Genomic DNA, 22,862 nt, shown 5'->3' with positions numbered 1-22,862 from the left:
CCGCGTCAGTACACGAGCAGGCGGTCGCAGGTGGTGGTGCCGCTGGGGAGTGAGGCGTCGCTGTTGAGGACGTAGAAGGCGCCGTCGAAGCCCGTCGGGGTCATCCTCGGCACGACGACCAGAGTCTGGCCCGCCATCTGGAGCGAGAACCGCCGCACCACGTTCGTGTTGAGCAGGGCGAACAGGTTTGTCGTCAACGCCGGGAGCCGCAGGATCCGGTAGGTGCGGTCCCCTTGCGTTCCCGTCAGCAGCGCCTGGTACTTGGTGTCCCCCCACTGCGACGGGTTCGTCGCGACCCGTCCCACCGCGTCCAGGGCCTGCAGCCGCAGCTGCGTGCTGTCTCGGACGCCGGCCATGTGGATGTGCAGCTGGTCGAGCTGCCGCGCGGCCTGCGAGTTGATCCCCAGCCCGATGTAGCGGTATTGCACGGGAACGTCGCCGCCACTGCGGGCGTTCTCCCAGGCCTCGTGCCAGTAGTTCGCGACGTTGGGCGTCAGGAGGAACGGGCACTCGATGCCAGTGATCCGGCAGGTCGGGACGGTCAGGTAGTTGTGCGTCGATACGGGCTCGCCGTGCAGCACCACATGGTTGGGGGTGGTCTTGAGGCAGTCCGCCTTGTGCCCGCTGGGCGGGACGATCCCCTGCGTGCAGTACTGCACGTCCTGCCACAGCGGGTCGGTGTCCGCGGGACTGCCGCAGAGGGCCTGCATCTGAGACGGGGGGCAGGGGCTCGGGCCGCCGGGAGGCGGCGGATCCGTCGGACAGGGGCAGCACGACGAACCGCCGGATCCGGGCGGCGGACACGCCGCCGCGGACGCGCTGCCTCCTGCCCCGGCCAGCAGCGCACCCGCACCCAGGGCACCGGAAAGCGCCACGAACTGACGCCGGGGCATGCCGTTCGACGTACTGGTCGCATTCATGCAAGGACTCCGATGGTCGACGCTCTGCTTCGACCGACCAACCTAGGCGCCGGACCGCCCACCTCACGGGAAGGTGCGGGGGGAGCGCCCAGGATTGCGCCGGAAGGCCGAACGACGCCGGCCCGCTGCGCTCGACCGGCCGCCGGGGCGAGGGCGCGCAGCCGGTCCAGGGCGGGCAACCCGTCCAGGGCGGGCGCGGCTGCGTTCGTCCATCGGCATGTACGTGACCAGCCGGCGTCCAGCGAACCATCGGGACGGGGGCCCGTCAGTCGTCTGTACGCAACCAGCGAGAGCACCGCCACCCTGGTCGAGCGCGGTTCGGTCCCGGCCGCCAGGCTTGATGCCGGGGCCGCGCCGGATTCCCGGGCTGCCCGGGCGGGACGGCTGCGGACCGGCCGTCGTGGTCCGCGGCGGCCGGTGGCGGGAAGGCCCGGGCCCCCTGGTGTGTTCCCTGCGGGCCGGGGATCATTCGGTGGGCAAGGGGCCGTTGACCGAGCAACGGCGCCCGGGTTCGCCGAGGGCCCGTTTCCAACGGGGCCGGTGGGAGGCGCGCATGACCGGCGGGGAACAGCTCAATTGGGCGGGGATCCTGCAGTACGACCAGGAGCAGGGGCTGGTGAGCCGTCGGCTGGACGCGGATGCCGCCGGCCGCCGGGGGGACGCCCGGACCCGGGCGCAGTACCTCCACGAGGCCGCCCAGTGGGAGATGCTGCCCAGGCTCTGGGAATTCGGGGTCCAGATCACCGAGGACGAGTACCAGGACGCGGGGCGGGTCCGGTCGTGGATGGCCCACGAGCAGGCGGCGGAGCGGACAAGAGTCCTGTCGCGGTACCCGTCGCCGCCGGGCTGGAGCCCGAACCCGCACATCAGGTACTTCTGGTCCTTCGACGGCTACCTCATGTACGTGACGACGGCCCGCGACGACGGCCGGTTCGTCGCCAACCACGGCTTCCTGACGCCCGAATGGGCCGACCGGCTCCGCCGGGACATGCCCGGGCTCGCGCACCTGGTGACCCTGTACGAGAGGAACCAGGAGGCGGGTCGGGGCCACGAGGGAGCCCCGGACGGCACGCCCCTCGTGGGCGTCGGCGTGCCGGAGCCGCTGAGGCTGTGGCGCACTCGTGTGGAGGGCGTACTGCGGCGCAGGGCCGCGGAGCAGACCGGTACGGGTGAGGCCGGGTAACCGGGCCGCGGCCCGCTTCGGATGGGCGGCGAGTGGTTCGAGATCTCGCGTCCGCCGTACCTGCCCTGGAAATGCGCTGGGAGAGGGCTTTCGCGGACGACCTTCCCGCCGACGTCTCCCCCACGCCTTCGGCGTCTTCGAGAGGACGCTGTGCGGTCTTCAGGAAACCGGCATGTCGCCGTCCGACTTCTGGCGGCTGCCGGAACGGCAGAACGCATGTGATACCTGCCGGGCAGTGGCGGGTGCCATCGATGACCGCCGGCCGCATGCGTTGAAGGGCGAGGACGCGCGGGTCACTGTGGCCCGGCGGCTCATCAGGTCAAACCGGCCTCGCACCTGCGCATGCCATGTCTCTTGGCTAGGGTGCGGGCATGGCCCGCTCCCACACCCACGAACCCGTCCTGCTGGACCCCAAGGGCCCGGTGATCACGGCAATCGCGTGCACCGTGGGCTCGGTTCTGTTCCTGGGCGCGGGAGGGGTCCTCGTACGCGTCACCGTCCGCACCGCCGCCGCCCTGGACGAGGCCGGCAGTGGGTGGTCGTGGGTCGGCGTCGGCCTCGCCCTGGTCGCCGCGTTCGTCGCCTGGGTCGGATTGTCCACAATCCTCTTCGCCCGCGAGGAGCGGCGGGCCACGCTCCAGCTCGCCGCCCTCGGCGTCGACGGGAGCGCCCTGGTTCTGGCAGTCGCCTCGGCCCCGCCGACCAACGACGACCACTACCAGGTCCGGCTCCTGATGCGTATCAGCGGCCCCGGTTTCGAACCCTTCGAATGCGGCAACGAAGTCCCGAAGTACCGGTTCGGCAGTGCCACGCAGGGGACAGTACTGCCGGCCCGGGTCAATCCGGTCACCCGCGCGTTCACCATCGAGCGACCCCCTGCACCTGCGGCCCCCGAAGGCGCAGGCGCATGAAGGCACGGTGACCGCGACCGAGCACCCGCGTCGATGTGCTTCGTCGTCCAGAGCCCGATCGCGTTGAGAACGGGGCCGAGCGCGCCGAGATGATCCTCCATGCCGTCGCGGTACGCCTGGTGGATGGCGTCGCGTCTGTGTCTCATCGGAGACTCGGGCACCGGCAAGTCCCACCTGTTGACGCCCTGGGCACCGAGACCGCGATGGCCGCCTCGATCTTATGTGCATCGACGAAATCGGCTACATGGAACTCCACGGCCGCAGCACCGAACTCGTCCTGCGCATCCGCTCCCTGGCCCGTCGCAGGCCGACCGCCCGGACCCGCGTCCTGCGGGCCGCCGACCTCGAACTCGACCCGATCGGCCGCCCGCGCCGCAAACTGGGAGAGCCGCCGGTGATCACGACCAGAGCAGGGGTCGGCTACCGCATCGCCGATACCGACAGGCCCGAACCACCGGGAGATCGCTCGGATCGTCCTCGGTGACCCCGGACCGGGGGCCGGTCGAGCCGGATGGCCGTGAGGCACGGATGGCCGCGGGCCGTGCTCGCCGTGCTGTTCATCGGCAATCAGCCGTAGCCCACCCCGCACCGCTGTGGTGGCCACCGGGCACTACTCTGCCGATCATGAACCAATCGGGGGACGAGACGGCCTGGCACGTCTTGGAGAGAGTGTCTGAAGGCCAGGAGGAGATACCGGAACTGCTCGGCGCGCTGATGTCGCCTGACAGCAGACACACCGCGTGGGAGACGCTGGAGCACCGCTTGCTCTGGTGGAGGTCGGAACTGGTGGTGGCCCTGCTGCCACGGTTGCTGGAGATGCTGCCGCATCTGGGCCCCGAGCAGGTGGCCGGAGTCCTCGAGCAGATCGCGAACCGCGCCCGTTGGCACCGCCTGAACTCTCTCCAGGACGCCCCGGGAATGCGGACGGTGCTGATCGACGGTCAGCGGGCCGCGACCGCTCTCCTCGGCAACGACAGTGCCGAGGTCCGTGCTTGCGCGGCGCGGGCGGTGGAGCAGGTTCGCGACCCGGATCCGGCGGTGTTGCCGGCGCTACGCGCTCAGGCCCTGGTGGAACCGGTCCCCGTCGCACTGGGCCGGCAACTCCTGGCAGCGGGCGAGATCCTCGCGGCGCTCGGCACGCCCCGTCCCGGGACCTGGTTCGACCAGTGGACCGCGCACCCGGATGCCCACGTGGCACTCGCCGCCCGGGCTGGGCGGCTGACGGCGTACGGAACGCCGGACCGGGCCGGGGCAACCTTGACCACGGCATCCCTGCCCCCGCGTACCCCTGACCCTGCGACCGTCGCCGAGGCGGTCCGCGAACTGCGGACGTGGCGGCGGCCTGCGGACGGAGCGTGGGAAACGGTCGTCGCCGCCCTCGACTGCGACGATTTCGCGACCCGTCAGGCGGCCTCCCGGGCCGTGGCCTCCGCAGGTTCGTCGATCGCCGGCCACACCGATCTCCTGCTCACGTTCGTGGAACAGGAAGGGGAGGTCGCCGACTGCGCCGCACGGGCTCTGGCAGGCGTCGCCGACCTGCGGGTATTGCCGTGGTACCTGAAATGGTCCGGCACCCTGCTACCCACCGGCGACCACCTGCCCGGCGCATGGGCCCCCTGCCTGCTGCCGTCGCTGCGGGTGCAGCTCACCGGCAGGCGTCCGGAGAACCTCCTGCCCCTCGTCACGCACTGGGGTCCCGCTGCCGCGGCATCGGTCCCGGAGCTGCTGCGGCTGCTCGACACTCCGCTCGCCCGGGGAGCCGCTGTCGCGCTGGGCCGGATCGGCCCCGACGCGGTCGACGGAGCGCACCTGCTCGCCGACCTCGCCACCGGGGTCCTGCGGCCCCCGCGCCTGCACCGGAGCAAGGACCGGGAACCCAAACGCTGGCACGGCGCCCAGAGCGCCGCATGGGCACACTGGCAGGTCACCGGTGACCCCACGATCGCCCTGGACGTCACAGCCGCGGCAGTCCGAACGCAGCGCGGCGGGCCGGTCCTTTCCCACCTGGCCGACCTGGGCCCGATCGCGGTACGGCACGCGGACGCCGTGAGACCGCTGCTCGACAGCCTCGGTCCTTGGACCCGCCTCGGTGCGGCCGAGGCGTGGTGGCGGTTGACCGGGGACGCGGCTCCCGCCGTGGACACGCTGCTGCCCGCACTGCACTCGCTCTCGGAGCACCGGGCGGACCCCTTCCTGCTGCGAGTCGTCGCCGTCCTGGGTGCCATCGGGGAGCCCGCCGCCGCTGCCGCGCCCCGGCTCACGCACGTCATGCGGTCCGAACGCCGCTACGGCGGCGGGATCCTGAGCGATGAGGCGCTCTGCCGTGCGACCCGTACCGCCCTGTCGGCCATCGTGGGCGGCGTACCGGCCCCATGACGGTCATCCGCGCGCCGGTGTCCGCGCGGTTGAACGACTGCGCGGATGTCCGCGAGATCCTCGACCTCGTCCATGCGGTGGCGGGCGGGCCATCGACGGCCGGCCGGCACGAGGCGGCCCCACTCCGGGATGCGGCCTCGGCTCCCCGCCCTCCGCCACGGCACGGGCGTGCGCACCCCTCCGGCCCCACCTCGGGCAACCGCGGTCTCCGACAGCAGGTTCCTCCGCGGATCGTCGACCGAGGCAGTGCCCCCGAGCCTCGGTGCGGCGCAGGTGCACCGGTTGGTCGGCGCGGACGACACTGGCGTGACCCGCGCGTGCCGCAGCTCGTTCAGCAGCCGTGAACAACGCCAGGACCGTTACAGCTCCAGGGCTCACCGCAGCAGCCATCGGCGCGAGCATCGCCACGGCAGCACCCGCGTCCGCCGGTGGAATCGGCGACTTCCTGTCGCCGGCGTTCGGCGTCAACCGTGCCAACCGCAACAACGGGGCCCACGCGAACGGGACCACCACACAGGGTGCGGGTGCCATCGGAGGGAACATCGCCGGCATTCCGATCGGCAGCGCAGGTCGGCTCGGTGGTCACCGGGGCTGAGCGGCCCCGCTCTGTACGGCCTCGGCTTGTACGTGAAAGTCAGCCAGTGGCTCCCGGACCTCGACGACCACCAGGATGGCCCGCTCGCCCGCCTTCTGGCCGAACGGATCAAGAACCTCCCACCCGTGCTCCCCGTCTTCCCAGCAGCTTTCCCAAGGAGATCCATGTCTGTCGATCAGGACACGAGTCAGGACAGTGGCGAGGGCTCCCTGTCCATGCCCAACGACTGGTTCCCCAGTGGATGGCCGAGCTACCTGCCCCAGCACCAGGCAATGATGCTCTGCATGCTCTTCGGCACAGCCACAGTTCGCGGACTGCGGGGCAGCCTGGACGAGGTCGTGCAGCAGCTCTTCAACGGCGAGCCCGGCGCCTTCTTCGGCCGGAACGGAGGCACTCTCGATTCCCCCGTCGTGTGGATGGACGACGACGAACTGGAGTACCTGGAGACCGACGAGGAGAAGGAACAGTTCCGCGCGGATGCCGCAGAACACCAAGCCAGGTGCGAGGGGCTGCTCCGTGCTGCTGGTGTGGTGGTTCCCACGACCCTCCGTGAACTCGCGGGCAGCATGCTCGCGCTGGGCATCGCCACAGTGCAGGACGGCGTGTGGTCCATGCAGTACCCCCTCCCGGGCCCCGAGGCCGTCCTCGACCTGACGGACCTCGAGCGGGACAGGATCGCCACCATGCGCCGCATCTGGGAACGCGGCCCGGCGGAGAGCTCTCTGCTCAACCACCTCACGGACGACCTGGGCCGGCCGGACGAACTGTTCACGTCTGTCGACAGGCTGGCCCGGGCATCGGAGGTCAGTGAGGACGACGTCCGCTACGCGCTCGGACGGATGATCCAGGAGGACGAGGCCCGGCTCGAACGCGGCACCCCTCGCTCGCAGGTCAACCTCGATGACCTGAAGAACCACGAACGGTTCCACCTCGTGGCGGACTGGCAGCACTTCGATGACAACCGCATCACCGTCAGGCGGGGCTGACCCACCCCAACGCCGGTGCAGCACCGTGTCGATGACCTCCGGGTCCCGGCCGCCTTTCGCGGCGACGACCCGCACCATGGTCCCGGTCGTTGTCGGCCGCTGACCACGCCGTCCGGCATGCCTGTGCCCACCGGGCGGGCACCCGGTCAGGGCAGGGCGATCTCGACCCGGGCCGCGACGACGAGCAGGGAGACCCGGTCCGTCACCCGTTTCGGTCACTGAGCCGAGATCGCCACCCGATCATGCTCCCGAGCTGGACGGATGGCCTCGGCCGCTCGCAAGAATGGTGGTGCCAAAAGGCCTTCCACTTGCCAACCGGGTACTCAGGGCAGTGTTCATGCCCTTTCGTGCCATTTCCTTGCCAACCTGCACATGGTGAAGCACGATCATCAACGGGTCGCACATCTGTGGAGCATCGGACTCGCCGGAACGCGGAGGATGCCAATGGCGATCGAGGCGGATCTTCGGCAACGGAACGATCGGTTGTATTTCAGCACCGACCTGCAAGCGTGGGTGGTCACCGGCCATTCCGAGATGCTGACGATACTCAAGCACCCCGGTATCAGGGTGGTGTCGCCGATACCGAGCACCGACCCCGGTCAACAGCCTGACCCGCGGGCCGAAGCCCTGCTGCGCACGCTCGAATCGCACGAACTGTTGCTGCTGGACGGGCCCGGCCATCGTCGGCTGCGCCGGGCGTTGGCGCCGGCGTTCCTGCCTGCCGCAGTGGACCGGCTCGGGTCGCGGATCACCACGATGGCGCGAGACCTGGTCGACGCGCGGGCCGCCACGGGCCAGGTCGAGGTGCTGGACGAGATCGCGGCTCCGCTGGTCAGGATGACGGTGGCGACAGCCCTCGGGGTACCGGAGCAGGACCGGGAAGAATTCGACACACTGGCCAGGAAAATCTCCAAGATCTTCCTCTACAGGACCCCGCACTGGTCTCCCGACGCGCTCACGGAAGCGGAGACGGGCATGGCCGGCCTGACCGCAGTGGTCAGCCGACTCGCCGACGACCGCCGTGCCCGGCCGCGCGACGACCTGCTCAGCACGCTGGTGAATGACCCGGACCCGGCTCAGGCATTGAGCATGGAGGAGGTCGTGGTCAACCTGTGGAACCTCTACCTCGCCGGGTTGTGGACCACCGCCCACCTCCTCGCCACCACCACGTACCTCCTGTTCTCCCGGCCGGGCCTGGCCGGCAGCGCCCACCAGGACCCCGGCCTCGTTTCACGGGTGGTCCAGGAGACCCTGCGGTACGTCCCGCCCACGGTGGAGCTGGTGCCTCGGCAGGCACTCCGAGACGTTCAGATCGACGGCCACACCATCAAGGCCGGGGATCGACTCCGACTCATGGTCACCAAAGCCAACCGAGACCAGACCAGGTACACCGACCCGGACACCTTCGACCCCACCCACGAACGAGCCCTGCCTCTGAGCTTCTCCGGCGGCCCGCACTACTGCATCGGCGCCCAGCTGGCCATCACCATGGCCCAGCGGCTGTGCCAGGTCCTGACCGACCCGGCCTACGGAGCCCGGCTCACCGGCCCCGCCCCGTCCTTCCACCGAACGCTGACCGCCCCCGTGGCGCTGGGCCTCGACGCCGTACACCTTCAACTACACCCCCGCGAACGCGTGTGAGAGTCACCAGACCCACACGTCAACCGCCCGGTCGTACCCGGACCGGACGGTCGTATCACTCTCCGTCAGAGAAAGGAAACCGCAGTGGATGCTCCGAGCGTGTCCTATCAGGGCATGAGTGTGCCTGTGCCCGACCTGATGAACACACCGTGTAGCAATGAGGCCATGCTCCGCACGGATCTCCCGGGCAGTCTGCCCGACCACGCCTACACGACGATGTTGATCGCGGGAATCGCCGTTCAACGGTCCGAAGCTCTGACAGAGGCTTTGCGGGCATAGCGATGAACCGGGCCTGGTGGCCGTGCGCGAACCTCTCGCGCGGCCACCACGTCCGCGTACCGTTTCCGACCCGGTGCCTCAAGCGGTGGATACGTCGCCACAACACCACCCGCGGCAAGACCCGTGCCCGCTCTTCGCGGATTCTTCCGCCGGCGCGTGCGCGGCTCCCGCTGGGACTACCGGGCGGCGCGCCGCCGACGCGCGCGCTCGAACTCGGCGACATCCGACATCCAGGGACCGTGCTGTTCGAGTGAGGCGTAGCCGCCCCGGACGAAAGCGCTCACCAGGTTCCGGTACCCGCCGATCCCGTCGACCAGGCTGTACTCGACCCGGTACTTCGGATCAGAACTGCCGTCACCTTTGCGCAGCGTCATGATCCGTGCGATGGAGTCCGCGTAGAAGTGGAGCTGGATCCCTTCGCCCATCTCCTCGTCCTCGATGGTGAACACTTCGTTGTCCGCGGCAGAGCAATCGCCGACGAACGCCCAGAACTCCGCGGCGGCAGTGCGGGGACTGTCCGTTACCCACTTCTTCTCGACGCCCTTGTCGTCAGTGAACGACAGGGCCGTCTTGCCCACACTCCCACCGAAGTCGGCGCGGCGACCGGCAGCCTCCTCGCCATCCTCCATGGGAGTGCTCCTGGAGCGTTCCGCGGCCTCCGAGCACATCAGGAAGCTCACGGTACGCACCGCGTCCTCGACGAGCCCAGGGTGTGCACGGCGCACGGCTGCCTCGACCGCCGTCTCCATTCGATCCCAGTCGCGCCTGTCCGTGGCGCGGTTTCCCCGTCGCGGATCGCGGCCGATCCGCATCCCGGCGCACGCCTGCTCCGCAGTGGCGATCACCCGCATGACCTCGGGCAGCAGCGCGGGGTCGACGGCATCGGGTATCCGCCTCGGAACCGTCGCACCGTGCAGATACTGGCCCGTGTACCTCAGGATCGCGGCGTCGAGTGGACCGAGTACTGCTCCACGCTCGGCGCGCCGGCGGTCCGCGTGGTACTCCTGAGCGCGTTGCCCGTTCGACGTCTCCGTCGCCGCGCGCATCGCCGCGCATACCTGCCCGCGCTCGAGTAGAACGATGTCGGCCCCGTGGGCGATGAGCCGGCTCCTGTCCCATCGGATGCGCTGGAAGAGCGCGTCGACGTCCGCGGGCGCGGCAAGGAGGATCGGGTCCAGGAGCGCGACGGCGGCGTTCTCGTCGAGCCGGCCCCGGGTTCCGGCGGCGTCGCACAGCGGAAGGACCGCACTCCACAGCAGCAGGTGTCTGGCCAGGTCCTCCCGGATCACCGCAAGATGGGCTTCGCTGATCGAGAACGTGAACGTGCGAGGCTCGTGATTGGCGTCGGCCCCCGCACCAAGCGTCAGCTTCAGCTCGCCGTCCTCGCGGATCACATTCGGGATCCAGCCGCTGTTGCGCGTGAAAACGATGTCTCTCATGGATTCAGTCCTTCCCGCCACGGCACCGGCCGGCATCACGGCGACGTCGCAGCCCCATCCGGCACCGTCTGTTCACGACCACCGTGCGAATTCGACGTCGAGGCGTGTGTCGGTGCGCACCCAGACTTCGCCTCCGGCGGCCTCGGCCGGGGCGTCCACTCGTTCGATACCGAGGAAGTCGATCAACTGCAGCAGTTCGGCTCGTTCGGCTCGGTCATCGTCGACATCATGCGAGTCGAAGAAGACGTAGTACTGGTCGCTCGGGTCCACGCAGCCCGAATCAGCCCAGATCCGAGCGACTTCTTCGATCGCCGCTGCGTCCGTCGTGATCGTGGCGGCGCGGACGACACCGCGAGTCTCCGGTGACGCGTCGAGGTCGGGGAGGTCGGGGAACCACTGGCCGAAGCGGTCAAGACCGGCATATCCGTTCTCGAAGAACAGCATCGCGCTCGGAAGGTAGCGAGTGACCCTGTCGACCTTGAGGTATTCCGACCGGGGTTGGTCCGCATCCCTGATCCGGGAGATCACACCTTGCCCGGGCATGAGGAGCAAACTCTGCCCCGCCGGTTCATCACTGATGGTGTAGGTGTCGGAATCTCGGTCACGGAAGAACGCAGAGAACGCGACGTAGGCTTCCTGAGGGTCACCCACGGAGACCTCTTGGTCGTTGCCATCACCGACAGCGAAGACGAACTGTTTCGGTCCGGGGGTGTAGGGGCGAGCCATACGGGTCCTTCGTTCACGTGTGATGACTCCAGCAGCCGGGGTGTCGTCGCCGAAGGGGCACTGCATCGGGCAACGTTCGCCCGCTCTGTGGGGACACATCCTGCCACCCCGACCAGTCGATGTACTCACCCTTGCGGGCGGCTCGCATCGCGCCCGCCAGGTTTGGCTTCGAGGGGTGATCCGGGTGAGGTTTCCGGAAGCCCTGGGAGCGCGTGCCGGATCCGGGGCGAGGCCCAGCGGGTCGGTCCCATGAGGGGACGGCGACGTAGGCCGCGGGGCCGAGCGCTCCTGCGACGGTGCCGGGCAGGAGCAGGGCCTGGGCGACGTCGCTGGGGGCGGACTGCACCTGCTGGGGCAGGGCGGCCGCGGCGCTGAAGCGGCTCAGCAGCCCTACGCCGGCCCGCGGCGGCCCTACGCGGCCTACGCGCCGAGCATCAGGCGCCGCAGAACTCGGCTTCGACCACTCGCTGTTCGTGAACGTTCCAGTCGCCGTTGAAGTTCAATGACAGTACGTGGCCGCCGTCGGTGGTCGCCATGGCCTGCGAGATAGAGCCCTGGATGCCGCCGTTGTGCCCCCATACGTCGATGCCACAGGACAGCTTTATCTTCATCAGGCCCAGGCCGTAGGAGACGGTCGGCATCCCCTCGATCGGCTCGGTCGTGGTCATCTTCGCCAGCTGACGTCCGTCGAGGAGCTGACCGGAGAGCAGGGCTTGGTAGAAGCGGTTGAGATCAGGGGCGTTGGAGACCATTTCCCCAGCGGCGCCGGTGAGGGACGGGTTGAGCTCGGTGACGTCGTATACGGGGCTGTTCGGTTCTGCGGGCCCGGCGAGTTCCCCGGTCAGCTTTGAGTAGGCTCGTCCGCTGGGGCCCGGCACGCCGGCCCGGGTGCCCGGAAGTGTGGTGGCGTCCATGTGGAGGGGGCGCAGGATCCGCTGCTCGATTTCGCGGGCGTACGAGTGACTGGTGGCCTTCTGGATCACCATGCCGGCGAGGACGTAGTTGGTGTCGGAGTAGCTCCATCCCGTGCCGGGGGCGAAGGTCGGCTGGTGGGTCATGGCGAGTCGGACGATCTGCTGCGGCGTCCAGGTGTCGTAGCGGTGCTGGAGGAAGTCGGTGCTGAACGCTTTGCGCTTGAAGTCCGCGTCGTCGGTGTAGCTGTAGATGCCGCTGGTGTGGTTGAGGAGTCGGCGCACAGTGATCTTCGTGCCGTCGTGGCCGTTGCCCTCCACCACGCCCGGCAGCCAGTGGTCCACGGTGTCGTCCAGGTTCAGCCTGCCCTCGGCTTCGAGCTGGAGGACGACGGTGGCCACGAACGTCTTGGTGATCGAACCCACCCGAAATCGGTCATCGGCCCGCGGCTGTCGTCCGGTTGCCAGATCGGCAGTGCCCGCGCGGCCCGCCCAGACGTCGCGCCCCTGCCGGGCGAGCGCGACCGCACCGGGCGGTCCGCCTTGGACCACCCCGTCCAAGGCCGCCTGTGTGGCCCGCTGGCCGCCGCTTGCGGTCGATGCCCGACCGGTGTCCTCGGTGCCCGCCGCCGATGCGGGCAGGGTGAAGCCGGCGGTCATCACCGCCGTCGCGACCATCCCGACGGCGGCGAGCCGCAACCTCGGCGCCCAGGTCCTGCCTCGGACCCTCCTCCCGGGCGAATGTGATCCGTCTGCTGCGCGCGTGTGCTCGTACAAGAAGGGCTCCTGCGAGGCCGGTGGGCGACAATTTCTCCGTGGGTCCAGTCTTTCGGTCGGGGCATGAGCCGGGGAGCCTGTCAGCCACCTGCTCTGGGGTGGGGCTACCTCCACCCCCGCACCCTTCACCCGCTCGGCGGCCCCGAGTCACAGGGCCGGGTATGGGCGCCGGGGCAGGCAGGGTGCCGCAGGCGGGGGCAGGGCCCGCTCCGGGCGGGGCAAGGCTCCGACGTGCGAGGATTCGGCGGGTCCGACATTGGGTCGGCCCGATGAAAGGTAACGCGACATGGCAGCAGGATTCTCGGACTGGAAAGTCAACCGGCAGTACGCGCAGAACGACCGGGTCTCCTACCAGGGCAAGCAGTACCGCTGCCTGGTGGCGAACAAGTCCAATTCCGCTTCCAACCCGAAGACGGCCGTGAAGCTGTGGCAGCAGTACTCGGTGTGACCGGTCCGCTGCCCGGGGCCGGCAGGTCGAAGCCGATCTCCTCGGGCGAGCGGCCGTCCGCGAGGGCCATGGCCCCGGCCGGTTCGGACCGGTAGGAGTCGCACGGGCTCCGTACGCCCTCGTGGCCCCGGACGGCCGGCGCCCATCGGAGCGGCCGGCCGGTCAGGACACCACCGGCCCGTCCGCGCGCCCCGACACCCGCACCGGATTTCCTGCTCCGCACGTCCATACGGCAGCTCCTCGCGGAGCCCGGCATCACGGCATGCCCGTCATGACGGGGGCGCTCGAGGCCGTTTCCGAGCCGTGTTTCGCGCCCGGCCGAATGCTCCGACCCGCATCATCGTTTCTTCCCAGCCGGCCCTGTGACCTGCACGGAAAGGGCGATTGGCCGAAAGAGTGACCTGGTGTGGATTCGCTGGTAGCGGGATCCGAGCGTCGCGATCATGGGTCTGCTTTCGCCCTGAAAGCGGCGGCCTCACGGGTGGCGCAGCCTGGCCGCACCACGAGACGGAGGAGCTGGATTCATGTCCATGTCTGTTGTGAGCATCTGGGACAACGCCATGCCGGGCGCTCAGCCGGCGTACCCGAGGACGTCCCCATGGGACGCCACGTGGCCACTGGAAGGGGGCACCGCCTGGGTGTTCTACAGCTCGCCAGGTCAGAGCCAGGTCAGGAAGCCGGTGATCCTCTCCGACGGCTTCTCGGCCGGGAAGAGCGATCCCGACGCCCTGTGGAACGCCCTGGAGAACGGCGCGTACCCCTTCGTGTCCAAGCTGCGGGAGGCCGGCTTCGACCTGGTTCTCCTCGGCTTCGAGGAGCGGTCCGCGTCCATCATCGACAACGCCGGCGTGGCGATCGAGTGCATCGAGAAGGCGATCGACGACCGCGAAGGGACCGCCAAACTGACGGTCGGCGGTTTCAGCATGGGCGGGCTGGTCACGCGCTACGCCCTCGCGAGGATGCAGCACGACGGCAACGACCCCCAGACCTCGACCTACCTCTCCTACGACACGCCTCACCGTGGCGCCTGGCTGCCCATCGGGGTACAGGCGTTCGCACACTGGGTGAAGGACAACTGGGGCTCGATCCCGGGCTTCGGCGAACTCCTCGGCAGCTTCTCCGTGTTGGTCAACAGCCCGGCCGCCCGGCAACTGCTGCGCTGGCACATCGGTACCGTCGGCGCCGAGGCCCGTCAGGACCAGGCCCGCATCGACTTCCTCGCCGAACTCGAACGGGTCGGCGGCTGGCCCGAGGGCGTACGCCTGCTCGGTGTCGGCAACGGCACGGGCACCGGCGCCGGAAACAACATTCCCGCCGGCGTGACGGCGGTGCGCACCACCGGTCAGGAGCTGACGGGCACCCGTCTGGACACGCAGGACACGGGAGAGCAGATCGTCGCCGTCCTGAAGAAGGCCGGAGCCGCCGAGATCACGATCACCACGAGGGGCCTGCCCGACATCGACGGCGCCCCCGGGGGCCTGTTCCCCGAAGCGCACAACCTCCCGGGCCACCCCGGAAACTTCGGGACCGCCGCCTTCCTGGCCGGGCTCCTCGAAGGCCAACCAGCCGAACTCACTTACAACACGAGCACGTTCGTCCCGAGCGTCAGCGCAGTGGCGGCCGGCGACATCGACGACCACGACACGCTCTACAGCAAGATCGACCCCGCCGACAGCGAGCTCGACGCCTTCATGTGTGCCAGTGAGAACGAGGGACACACGCTGATGACCGAGGAACTCGGCGAGTGGATCCTGACCAGGCTCCAGGGCGAATAGTCCCGCCGGCAACCCGGCGAACAACCCGCTGCCGCGACGATGACCGGCTCCCGGCCCTGCCACGACCGACAGGACCCGGGATCCGGTCACCGGTGCGTCCGGCCGCCGTCACGGCCGGACGGCCGGGCGCACCGATCCGGCGGGGGCAGGACAGCGATCCGTCCGGACGCGCCCTTCGCCGGTGTCGCCTGCTCGGCGTGCTGCCCGGGACCGCCTTCGCGTCGGGCCCCGCAAGTGCCCTCCGCGCCGCCCCTCCCTGAGGGAGGGGCGGCGCGGAGCGCTGTGCCGGGGCCGACTCAGCAGTGGCCGACGCTGGTCTGGCTGCCCACGAGGGACGAGTGGACGTAGCCCGTGCCGACGGCGCTGGAGACCCGGAACCAGCGGTTGGAGGCGTAGTTCGAGCTGGGCGGGTAGACCCACTGGTTGTCGACCCAGCACTGCATCGACACGCCCGAGCCGTTGCCCAGGTAGCCGAGCGAGCCGCAGCCGGTGCTGGCGCAGGTCCGCACGTTGGCTCCCCCGCTGTTGGAGGAGATGTAGCTGCCCGCCGCCTCGGCGCCGCCGGCGCCGGCGATCAGGCCCGTCAGGGCCACGGCGGCCGCGGCGGCGGTGATTCCGGCGCGGGACCGCAGGGTGGTCGTCTTGCGCATGGTCGTTCTCCCTGGAGGTGGTTGCGATGGTGGTGCGGCGCCCCGGCCGATCCGGTGGCGCTCCATCAGAAAGCCGGCCCCGGACGCCGTCGGGAAGGCCGCAGCCGCAGGTCGGACGTGTCCGGACGGCGGTCCGTACAACTCCGTACAGCCGCAGGTGCCCTCACCGGCAGGGCGGTGCGTACGGCAGTCCCGGCACCAGGTGGGCCCATTCCTGACGGGTGATCTCCGACCCCGCCCGCTCGCAGATCCGGCTGCCGGCCGTCTCCTCGTCGGTCGTCCACAGCAGCACCTCCGGCCCCGATCCGCCGGCTGCCAGCGTGCGCCCGTCGGGGCTGTGGGCAATCGCGTACGCCTTGCCGCGCAGCCCGCTCAGCACCGCCTTCGGTGCGGGCGCGGCGGCTCCGGTGGTGTTCCAGAGCCAGACGGTGCTGTCGGTGCTGGCGGCTGCGAGGGTGCCGCCGGTCGGGTGGAAGGAGAGCGCGTAGACGTAGCTGCTCGGCCCGGTCAGCGGCGGTCCGGCGGCGACCGGTTTCCCGCCTCCCACGTCCCAGCGCCACACGTCCCGGTCGGCGGTGCCGGCGGCCAGGGTGCGGCCGTCCGGGCTGAAGGCCACGGACATCACGTAGCTGCCGGGGCCGCGCAGGGTCGCCTCCAGCGCGGGTGCGCCGTCCGGCCCGGGGAGCCGCCACAGCAGGACCTGCTTGTCGACGGTCCCGGCGGCCAGCCGCCGCCCGTCGGGGCTGAACGCCACGGAGTAGACGTAGTTGGTCGGTTCGGTGAGCTCGGCCGACAGCCGGGGGCGGGCCGGCTCGCGGGTGTCCCAGAGCCGCACCGTACGGCCTTCGCTGCCGACGGCCAGGGCGCCGCCGCTCCGGTCGAACACCGCGGACTGAATGGTTCCGGTGCCGCCGGCCAGCGGCTCCCCGTACGGCACGGCCCGTTCCGGACGGGTGAGGTCCCACAGCCAGACCTTGCCCTCCCGGCCGCCCACGGCCAAGGTCCGGCCGTCCGGGGTGAAGGAGACCGTCCCGGAGAAGGCGGTCGTGTTGGTGAGCGGCGGTCCCACGGGCCGGGGCGTCCACGGGTCGCTCACGTCCCACAGTTGCACGTCCTTGGCCGCGACGGCGAGCAGCCGCCCGTCGGGGCTGAAGCCGATCGCGTTGACGGTCCCCTGGAAACCGCGCAGGGGGCGGGACGGCACCTGCCACAGCCGGACGGCCCCGTCGGCCGCTCCGGTGACCAGGCTCTGGCCGCCGGGCAGGAAGGAGAGGGCGGTGACGGGGCCGGGGTGCGGGAAGACGGCGGCCGGGGTGCGGGAGCCGGCGGGGTAGAGGCGGACCTGGTTGTCGGCGCTGCCGGTGGCCGTCCACTGCCCGTCCGGGCTGTACGCCACCGCGTTGACGTAGCTGGCCGGGCCGTCGGGCACGGCCGGTGCGCCGCCGAGCACCTCGGGGTCGGTCGGGCTACCGCGGGCGCCGGGCACGGCCCACACGCGGGTGGAGCGGTCCTGGCTGGCCGCCGCGAGCCGTGCCCCGTCGGGAGTGAAGGCCAGGCCGAACACGGGGCCCGCCGCTCCGGCCAATACCGCTGTGTACGGGGTCGGGGCGCCCGGCGCGGAGGTGTCCCAGAGCCGGACCGACCCGTCGGCGCCGCCCGCCGCCAGGGTGGCGCCGCCGGGCCGGAAGGCGACCGCGTGCACGGCTCCGGTGAACCCGGCCAGCCGCACCGGCGCGGTGTCCGCTCCCCCGGCCGCCCCGGGGGCGCCGCCCGCCGTCGTCGCGGCGGAGGCCGGTTCGGGCCACAGGTAGACCCCGCCGTCGGCGGCCGCCGCGGCGAGGGTGTGCCCGTCGGGTGCGAACGCCAGTCCGTACACCGCCGATCGCGGCCCGGTGAGCACGCGGGCCGGGCCGGTCGCGGACGTGTCCCACACCCGGACGCTCCCGTCCCCCGCCCCCGCGGCGAGCCGCCGTCCGTCGGGGCTGAAGGCCAGGGCGTACACGGTGTCCCCGAACTCCTGCGGAGCCGTGCCCAGTTCTCTCGGGCTCCGGGGGTCGCGTACGTCCCACAGCGCTACCTGCCGGTCCAGCCCGCCCGCAGCGAGGGTGTGCCCGTCCGGGCTGAGCGCCACGGCCTGGACCACGCCCCGGAAGGCGAGGATCCGGGTGACCGCCGGCAGGGCGGAGGCGTCCATCAGGGCGGACCGGGCCTCGGCCGTGGGCGCCGTACGGTACGCCACCAGGCTGAGCTGCGCGGCCAAGGCCAGGTCGCTGCCGCGCAGTCGTTCGGCGCGGGCCGCGACCAGACGTGACAGTGCCACCGCCTGCTGCCGCTCCGCGTCCCGCCGCTGGACGACCGCCACGCCCGTGAGCAGGCCCGAGAGGGCGACGAGCACCGACAGCATGACGAGGAGCTGCCGAAGCCGCCGGGTCCGCTCCCGTTCGCGCAGCGCCCGCTGCTCCTCGGCGGCCCGGCTCTCCGCGAGGAACGAAGCCTCCCGCACGGTCAGTTCCGGTCCGCGACCGCTCTGTTCGGCCCAGCTCGCCGCCACCGCGAGCCGGGCGCCGCGGTAGAGCAGGGAGGGCTCGCGGTCCTGGGCCAGCCAGCGTTCCGCGTCCCGGGTCAGCTCCTGCCACACCAGGTGCCCGGCCCGGTCGGTGTCGACCCAGCGGCGCAGCCGCGGCCAGGTGGTGAGCAGTGCCTCGTGGGTGATCTGCGCCCCGTCGGCGTCCAGGGTGACCAGCCGCCGGTCGACGAAGCGCTCCAGTACGTCGTACACCTCGCCGGCGCGGTGCCCGTCGGCCGGGTTCCCGGGACCGGCCAGGTCCACGATGCCCGCGCCTTCGGGAAGCGGGAGGAGCCGCCGGGTGTCGGGGCCGCCGTCCCCGACCGCGACCATCCGCAGGAACAGCACGCGGGCCAGGCTCCGCTGCGGGCCGGTCAGTCCGGCGTACGCCTCCTCGGCGGTGGCGGAGACGGCCGCGGACATGCCGCCGCCGGCCCGATAGTCGGCGATGGTCAGAGCCGTGCCCCGGCCGCGTTCCCAGGTCGTCAGCAAGGCGTGCGAGAGAAGGGGCAGGGCTCCGGCTCCCGAGTCCCGCAGATCGGCGAGGAGCAGGTCGACGAAGCCCTCGTCCACGGCGAGCCCGGCCATGGCGGCGGGTCCGGTGACCACGGCGCGGATCTCCTCCTCGGACAGCGCGCCGACGACGGTCTGGCCGTTCTGGAGGGCTGCGGCGAGGGCCGGTTCGCCGAGGGCGTCGGGGTAGAAGTCGGCCCGCAGACAGCCGACGACCCGAATCCCGGCCGGGGGCAGGGCGGTCAGGCAGCGCAGGAACCGCTCGCGCTCGGCGACGTCCCGGCAGACGGTGAAGACGTCCTCGAACTGGTCGACGGCCACGATCACCCGTCCGGCCGCCCGGTCTGCGGCGAAGCCGCGCACGCGGGCGATGAGCGCGTCCACGTCGGGGGCGCCCGCCGCGGCCTCCTCGGCCTCCTCGGCGCCGGTGAGCGCGTCGACGGCGTCGGCCAGCGCGGTGAGCGGGTTCCGGCCGGGCGTGAGGAGGCAGGGGGTGAAGCCGTGCTCGGCACGCAGCACGGGCAGCACCGCGGCGCGCAGCAGGGACGACTTGCCGGAACCGGAGGCACCGACGAGCAGCCGGGGCACGTCGGCGTCCGGGGCGAGGAGCTGTTCCACGACGGTGTCGCGCAGCCGGTCACGGCCGAAGAACCAGGCGGCGTGCCGTTCTTCGAAGCCCGCCAGGCCCCGGTAGGGCACGGCGCCGCGGGCGGCGCGCGGCACGCGGGTGCGCCGCAGTTCGGCCAGGGTCTCCAGCCAGCGGTCGATCTCCTCGGGCCCGGTCACCCCGCAGACCTTGAGGACCTGCCGGAACAGCGGCAGGGAACCGATCGAGGGGAGGTTCTGGCCGGCGAACCAGCCGCCGAGGGTGCTGTGGGCCCCCGGGGCATCGACGCGGGCGGCGACGGCGCGGACGGTGAGGTCGGCCTTCTCGCGCAGCCGGGTCAACTCGGCGGCGAACTCCTCGCGTGGTGACGGTGGTGAGGGAGGGGTGGGCGTATCGTCCATCGGGCCTCCGTGGTCGGGCGTACGGTCCATCGGGCCTCCGTGGTGGGGACGCGCGGCAGAGGTGCGGGGACCACCCTCCCCCGACGCCGCGGGCACGGGGCCGGAACGCTCTGCTCCGGAGTTCCGGGGGGCCTTGCACCGGCCGATTTTGAGCCATTCCCTTCCGTCATCCCAGGTCACAGCCCTCCCGTTCGTCTCGCCGGCCCCGCCCTATCGGGCACCTGCCCAAGCCCCGCGCCCGGGGCCGCGGGCCTGTGCGGGGTGGTCGGCGCACGACACGTGTGGACGGCTTCCCCGGGAGCCGGGTGCACGCCGGACGGTTCGCGGGCGGCGGCGCCGAAGGCCTGGGGAATCGTTTCCTACAGGTGTTTCGCGCCCTACGCGGCAGCCCTGGACACCGCTTGCCCTGCTCCCCACAGCGTGCTGGAGGAGCACTCAGGGTCGGCAGTCGTCGGCAGTCCTGTGGGGAGGATCCTCATGCGCACGGTCCGAGAAGCCGTCCTCGGCGTTCCACGAGCACGGGGGATGACCACCGTCCACGGCGATCCGGGATCGACCGAACTGCCGATGCCACGCAAGACGATCCGAGCGCACGCCGTTCCTTCCACCCGGATGGGCACGCCCCGGCTCCTGGGCCCGGACGGACCGTCTCGACGTCCAGGGTGGGTGAACCGGCCGGCCGGCATCCCGGTATCCGGAGGACACGAGCGGCGGCCACACGGATGTCGGCGGTGCAGCACAGGCGGCGAAGCGGCCGGACCAGGAGCCCGGGTTGTAGGCGACGGCGGCGACCCCGACCGGCAGCCGGCGCGCGTACGCGTGAACCAGGCAGACCACGGCCGGCTTGCTCGTCGAGTACATCCGTGCAGCAGCGGTGAAGTGGTCCTGGAGCAGCCGGACGAACAGGCGGTTGGCGAGCACGTTGACGGCGAAGGTGGCCTCGAACCCGTCGGCTCCCTCGGTCAGCGCGTTCGTGTACTGCATGCCCGCGTTGCCCACGAAGCCGCGCAGCGGCGGCAGGTCACCGCGGTCGAGCCGGACGCGGATCTCGTCGGCAGCCGAGCGGACGCCGGCCGGCGAGCCGACGTCCGCAGAGACGTGGGACGTCGTGTGGCCACCCGCGCCGAGCTCCGCGGTGAGCTGCGCGTCGGAGGAGCCGCGGGTCACGACCAGGAGGTGCGTGTCCGGCGACTGGCGCAGGAGACTCCCACTCTGCTGCGGACGGACGTCGAACTGCGGCCGTCTACAGCGGCCGAGCCGCTCACCCGGCGTGGCCGCACCGCCGAAGTCATCGCGGGAACGCCTTCCTCGCCGGACATCATGCGGCCGGCCGCCGGCGTGCCACGGCCGTCCAGGCAGGCAGTGGCACCAACGCCCCTCTCTTTCCTGCTAGTTGGTGGGAATCACCTTGATCATGATGGTGCCGTGCGCCGGGACGGTGAAGTTGAAGTAGGAGCCGGTCTTGATGGTGACCGTCTTGGTCCAGAGGTCCACGAGCGTGTAGTTGTTGGCGCCCCGCAGGCCGACCTGGAGCGCGGTGGTCCCCATCGCCCGTTCGGTGTCGCTCTCGTTGGTGAGGGTGACCGCGCGGCTGCCGTCGGACAGTTCCTTGGACATCACCGTCGCCCACCGGTTGTCCAGGCGCTTCGGGGAGCTCGCGAGGACCGTCTGCTGGACGATCTTTCCTTGCTTGCCCAGGGGGTCCTGGTCGACGGCGACGACGTCCTTGTTGGTGAGGACGTCGAACGTCCCTTTCCCGAGGCCCGCCTTCTCCTCGGCATCCCGTGCGGGCAGGTCGGTGCTGATGACGAGCGGGGCTGCCATCATGGCCCAGAGGCTCATCTGGGTGCGCTCCTCGACCGGGGTCAGCCCGGGCCTGGCCGCGTCGTTGGTGACCCTGTTGCCGGTCAGCAGCATGTCCGGGTCGTTCCAGTGGCCGGGGCTCGCGGAGGCGGGGAACGCACTGTTCTCGTGGAAGTTGGCGAGCATCGAGCTGTAGAAGTTCCCGATGTCTCCGGTGGTGCGCCACAGGTTGCTCATCTTGGGCGCCCACAAGGCGCTTCTGCCCGTCGGGTTGCAGATCGAGTACACGATCTGCCGGCCGTGCCTCTCGCCGGCCTTTCTCAGGGCGTCGCTCATGGCCTGGTAGCGCGCGTTGTTGTCGGGGTCGGCCGGTGTGGACGCGCCGCCGCCGCAGGAGTCGTACTTGAGGTAGTCGACTCCCCACGAGTACCAGGTGTCGGCGTCGGTCTCCTCATGTCCGAGCGAGCCGGGGAAGCCCTTCTTCCCCGGTCCCACGCCCTGGCAGGTTGCCACGCTGGCGCTGGAGTAGACGCCGAACTTCAGGCCCTTCGAGTGGACGTAGTCGGCGAGCGCCTTGATGCCGCCGGGGAACCGTACGAGGTTGGGCTGCAGCCTGCCCTCGGCGTCGCGCTCCTGGGCGGCCCAGCAGTCGTCCAGGTTGACGTACTCGTAGCCGGCGGCCTTCAGGCCGCGCGCGACGATGATGTCGACGTTGGCTTTGACGGTCTTCTCGTTCATCGAGTCGGAGCACCGGTAGCGGGTCCAGGGGTTCCACCCCATCGGCGGCGTCACGGCGAGCGAGGACCCGGCGGCGCCCGCGGAGAGCGAGTGCGGAGTGCCGGCGGCCGGGGAGACGGCGGCCTCAGCGGTGGTCGCGACGGCTCCGCCACTCGCGAGGAGCATGAGCGCACCGGTGGCCGAGAGCGTCCTGCGTCTGAAACGGGGCTTGCGGTGGGACATGGGGGGACTCCTTGCAGGGCGGGGAGGGCAGGGCGCGAGAGGGGAGGGGTGGAAACAAAATGAAACCAAATCCAACAGGATCCGACTCGCGATGCCATCGAAGGGCTACCCACCCGTCTACGTCAAGGCCTGTGACCAGAACAGTTCCTGACTGATAATCAACCCCTTCTCTCGCCCCGCCGTCCCGGCCGGATCCGCGAAGGAATGGGCGCGGATGCCGCGAGATTGCGCCGCCACGTCGGGATCCGGGCGCCTGCTGCCGCGCCGGATCGCGGTGGCCCGCAGGTCGGGACGATGGAAGATCACGACCGGATCTCACCCTTCCGAACGCCCTTGACTCGACTGCCCGTTGAAGATGTCATGTGCCAACACGTTTAAATTCGTGTCCTTCTGAT

17 protein-coding genes and 1 pseudogene are annotated in these 22,862 nt (G+C 70.8%); 9 read left to right on the top strand and 9 right to left on the bottom strand.

The annotated features are described in order from the left end of the window. Positions 1 to 5: 5 nt before the first annotated feature. Positions 6 to 710 carry a CDP-diacylglycerol diphosphatase gene (locus tag ACQEVM_RS36555; protein ID WP_433086676.1) on the bottom strand — a complete coding sequence of 235 codons (705 nt, stop codon included), beginning with the start codon at positions 708 to 710 and terminating at the stop codon, positions 6 to 8. A gap of 763 nt (positions 711 to 1,473) precedes the next feature. Here ACQEVM_RS36555 and ACQEVM_RS36550 point away from each other — a divergent pair. The 7 genes and pseudogenes from ACQEVM_RS36550 to ACQEVM_RS36520 all read left to right on the top strand — a co-directional run bounded on the left by ACQEVM_RS36550 (position 1,474) and on the right by ACQEVM_RS36520 (position 8,612). Then, positions 1,474 to 2,103 carry a hypothetical protein gene (locus ACQEVM_RS36550; protein WP_433086674.1) on the top strand — a complete coding sequence of 210 codons (630 nt, stop codon included), beginning with the start codon at positions 1,474 to 1,476 and terminating at the stop codon, positions 2,101 to 2,103. Between the two features lie 371 nt (positions 2,104 to 2,474). Further along, positions 2,475 to 3,014, top strand: coding sequence for a hypothetical protein (locus tag ACQEVM_RS36545; RefSeq protein WP_433086672.1), 540 nt, complete (start codon positions 2,475 to 2,477; stop codon positions 3,012 to 3,014). Positions 3,015 to 3,149: 135 nt separating this feature from the next. Continuing rightward, positions 3,150 to 3,498, top strand: a pseudogene (locus ACQEVM_RS36540) (hypothetical protein); the annotation flags it as partial. Positions 3,499 to 3,638: 140 nt separating this feature from the next. Further along, positions 3,639 to 5,390 carry a hypothetical protein gene (locus tag ACQEVM_RS36535; protein ID WP_433086670.1) on the top strand — a complete coding sequence of 584 codons (1,752 nt, stop codon included), beginning with the start codon at positions 3,639 to 3,641 and terminating at the stop codon, positions 5,388 to 5,390. A 340-nt stretch (positions 5,391 to 5,730) separates the two neighbouring features. Then, complete coding sequence (locus tag ACQEVM_RS36530) at positions 5,731 to 5,985, top strand: hypothetical protein (RefSeq protein ID WP_433086668.1); 255 nt, start codon at positions 5,731 to 5,733, stop codon at positions 5,983 to 5,985. Positions 5,986 to 6,149: 164 nt separating this feature from the next. Further along, positions 6,150 to 6,971: a DUF6042 family protein gene (locus ACQEVM_RS36525; RefSeq protein WP_433086666.1), complete on the top strand. Its 822-nt coding sequence runs from the start codon at positions 6,150 to 6,152 to the stop codon at positions 6,969 to 6,971. A gap of 534 nt (positions 6,972 to 7,505) precedes the next feature. Next, positions 7,506 to 8,612 (top strand): cytochrome P450, encoded by a 1,107-nt coding sequence (locus tag ACQEVM_RS36520; RefSeq protein WP_433086664.1) that lies wholly within the window; start codon positions 7,506 to 7,508, stop codon positions 8,610 to 8,612. A 455-nt stretch (positions 8,613 to 9,067) separates the two neighbouring features. Here ACQEVM_RS36520 and ACQEVM_RS36515 read toward each other — a convergent pair whose 3' ends face one another. From ACQEVM_RS36515 to ACQEVM_RS36505, 3 genes are all read right to left on the bottom strand, one after another. Further along, positions 9,068 to 10,330 carry a DUF6357 family protein gene (locus ACQEVM_RS36515; RefSeq protein WP_433086662.1) on the bottom strand — a complete coding sequence of 421 codons (1,263 nt, stop codon included), beginning with the start codon at positions 10,328 to 10,330 and terminating at the stop codon, positions 9,068 to 9,070. A gap of 72 nt (positions 10,331 to 10,402) precedes the next feature. Further along, entirely contained in the window at positions 10,403 to 11,056 is a 654-nt protein-coding gene (locus ACQEVM_RS36510; RefSeq protein WP_433086660.1) for a hypothetical protein, read from the bottom strand. Positions 11,057 to 11,490: 434 nt separating this feature from the next. After that, positions 11,491 to 12,744 (bottom strand): serine hydrolase domain-containing protein, encoded by a 1,254-nt coding sequence (locus ACQEVM_RS36505; RefSeq protein WP_433086658.1) that lies wholly within the window; start codon positions 12,742 to 12,744, stop codon positions 11,491 to 11,493. A gap of 286 nt (positions 12,745 to 13,030) precedes the next feature. Here ACQEVM_RS36505 and ACQEVM_RS36500 point away from each other — a divergent pair, with 286 nt between their 5' ends. Beyond that, positions 13,031 to 13,192: a carbohydrate-binding protein gene (locus tag ACQEVM_RS36500; RefSeq protein WP_433086656.1), complete on the top strand. Its 162-nt coding sequence runs from the start codon at positions 13,031 to 13,033 to the stop codon at positions 13,190 to 13,192. A 524-nt stretch (positions 13,193 to 13,716) separates the two neighbouring features. Beyond that, positions 13,717 to 14,967 carry an esterase/lipase family protein gene (locus ACQEVM_RS36495; protein ID WP_433086654.1) on the top strand — a complete coding sequence of 417 codons (1,251 nt, stop codon included), beginning with the start codon at positions 13,717 to 13,719 and terminating at the stop codon, positions 14,965 to 14,967. Positions 14,968 to 15,263: 296 nt separating this feature from the next. Here the strand turns inward: ACQEVM_RS36495 and ACQEVM_RS36490 are convergent, their stop codons facing one another. The 5 genes from ACQEVM_RS36490 to ACQEVM_RS36470 form a co-directional block, all read right to left on the bottom strand. After that, the gene (locus tag ACQEVM_RS36490; RefSeq protein WP_433086652.1) at positions 15,264 to 15,617 is read right to left on the bottom strand and encodes a hypothetical protein; all 354 of its coding nucleotides are present in this window, start codon (positions 15,615 to 15,617) and stop codon (positions 15,264 to 15,266) included. Positions 15,618 to 15,780: 163 nt separating this feature from the next. After that, the gene (locus ACQEVM_RS36485; protein WP_433086650.1) at positions 15,781 to 19,704 is read right to left on the bottom strand and encodes a hypothetical protein; all 3,924 of its coding nucleotides are present in this window, start codon (positions 19,702 to 19,704) and stop codon (positions 15,781 to 15,783) included. A 435-nt stretch (positions 19,705 to 20,139) separates the two neighbouring features. After that, positions 20,140 to 20,871 carry a hypothetical protein gene (locus ACQEVM_RS36480; protein WP_433086648.1) on the bottom strand — a complete coding sequence of 244 codons (732 nt, stop codon included), beginning with the start codon at positions 20,869 to 20,871 and terminating at the stop codon, positions 20,140 to 20,142. Between the two features lie 222 nt (positions 20,872 to 21,093). Next, entirely contained in the window at positions 21,094 to 22,467 is a 1,374-nt protein-coding gene (locus ACQEVM_RS36475; RefSeq protein ID WP_433086646.1) for a glycoside hydrolase family 27 protein, read from the bottom strand. Between the two features lie 117 nt (positions 22,468 to 22,584). After that, a complete protein-coding gene (locus tag ACQEVM_RS36470; RefSeq protein WP_433086644.1) occupies positions 22,585 to 22,773 on the bottom strand; it encodes a hypothetical protein in 189 nt (62 codons plus the stop codon). Positions 22,774 to 22,862: the final 89 nt, after the last annotated feature.

Origin of the sequence: Streptomyces sp. CA-243310 (assembly GCF_050936775.1) — a bacterium.
Lineage (GTDB): Bacteria > Actinomycetota > Actinomycetes > Streptomycetales > Streptomycetaceae > Streptomyces.
Note: the sequence above shows the minus strand (reverse complement) of the source record. Positions and strands in the feature narration are given on the sequence as shown.

Coding starts and splice junctions, on each gene's coding strand:
- ACQEVM_RS36555 (WP_433086676.1), bottom strand. CDS start 710: ATGCAGGCCCTCTGCGGCAGTCCCGCGGACACCGACCCGCTGTGGCAG.
- ACQEVM_RS36550 (WP_433086674.1), top strand. CDS start 1,474: ATGACCGGCGGGGAACAGCTCAATTGGGCGGGGATCCTGCAGTACGAC.
- ACQEVM_RS36545 (WP_433086672.1), top strand. CDS start 2,475: ATGGCCCGCTCCCACACCCACGAACCCGTCCTGCTGGACCCCAAGGGC.
- ACQEVM_RS36535 (WP_433086670.1), top strand. CDS start 3,639: ATGAACCAATCGGGGGACGAGACGGCCTGGCACGTCTTGGAGAGAGTG.
- ACQEVM_RS36525 (WP_433086666.1), top strand. CDS start 6,150: ATGTCTGTCGATCAGGACACGAGTCAGGACAGTGGCGAGGGCTCCCTG.
- ACQEVM_RS36520 (WP_433086664.1), top strand. CDS start 7,506: ATGCTGACGATACTCAAGCACCCCGGTATCAGGGTGGTGTCGCCGATA.
- ACQEVM_RS36515 (WP_433086662.1), bottom strand. CDS start 10,330: ATGAGAGACATCGTTTTCACGCGCAACAGCGGCTGGATCCCGAATGTG.
- ACQEVM_RS36510 (WP_433086660.1), bottom strand. CDS start 11,056: ATGGCTCGCCCCTACACCCCCGGACCGAAACAGTTCGTCTTCGCTGTC.
- ACQEVM_RS36500 (WP_433086656.1), top strand. CDS start 13,031: ATGGCAGCAGGATTCTCGGACTGGAAAGTCAACCGGCAGTACGCGCAG.
- ACQEVM_RS36495 (WP_433086654.1), top strand. CDS start 13,717: ATGTCCATGTCTGTTGTGAGCATCTGGGACAACGCCATGCCGGGCGCT.
- ACQEVM_RS36490 (WP_433086652.1), bottom strand. CDS start 15,617: ATGCGCAAGACGACCACCCTGCGGTCCCGCGCCGGAATCACCGCCGCC.
- ACQEVM_RS36485 (WP_433086650.1), bottom strand. CDS start 19,704: ATGGACGATACGCCCACCCCTCCCTCACCACCGTCACCACGCGAGGAG.
- ACQEVM_RS36475 (WP_433086646.1), bottom strand. CDS start 22,467: ATGTCCCACCGCAAGCCCCGTTTCAGACGCAGGACGCTCTCGGCCACC.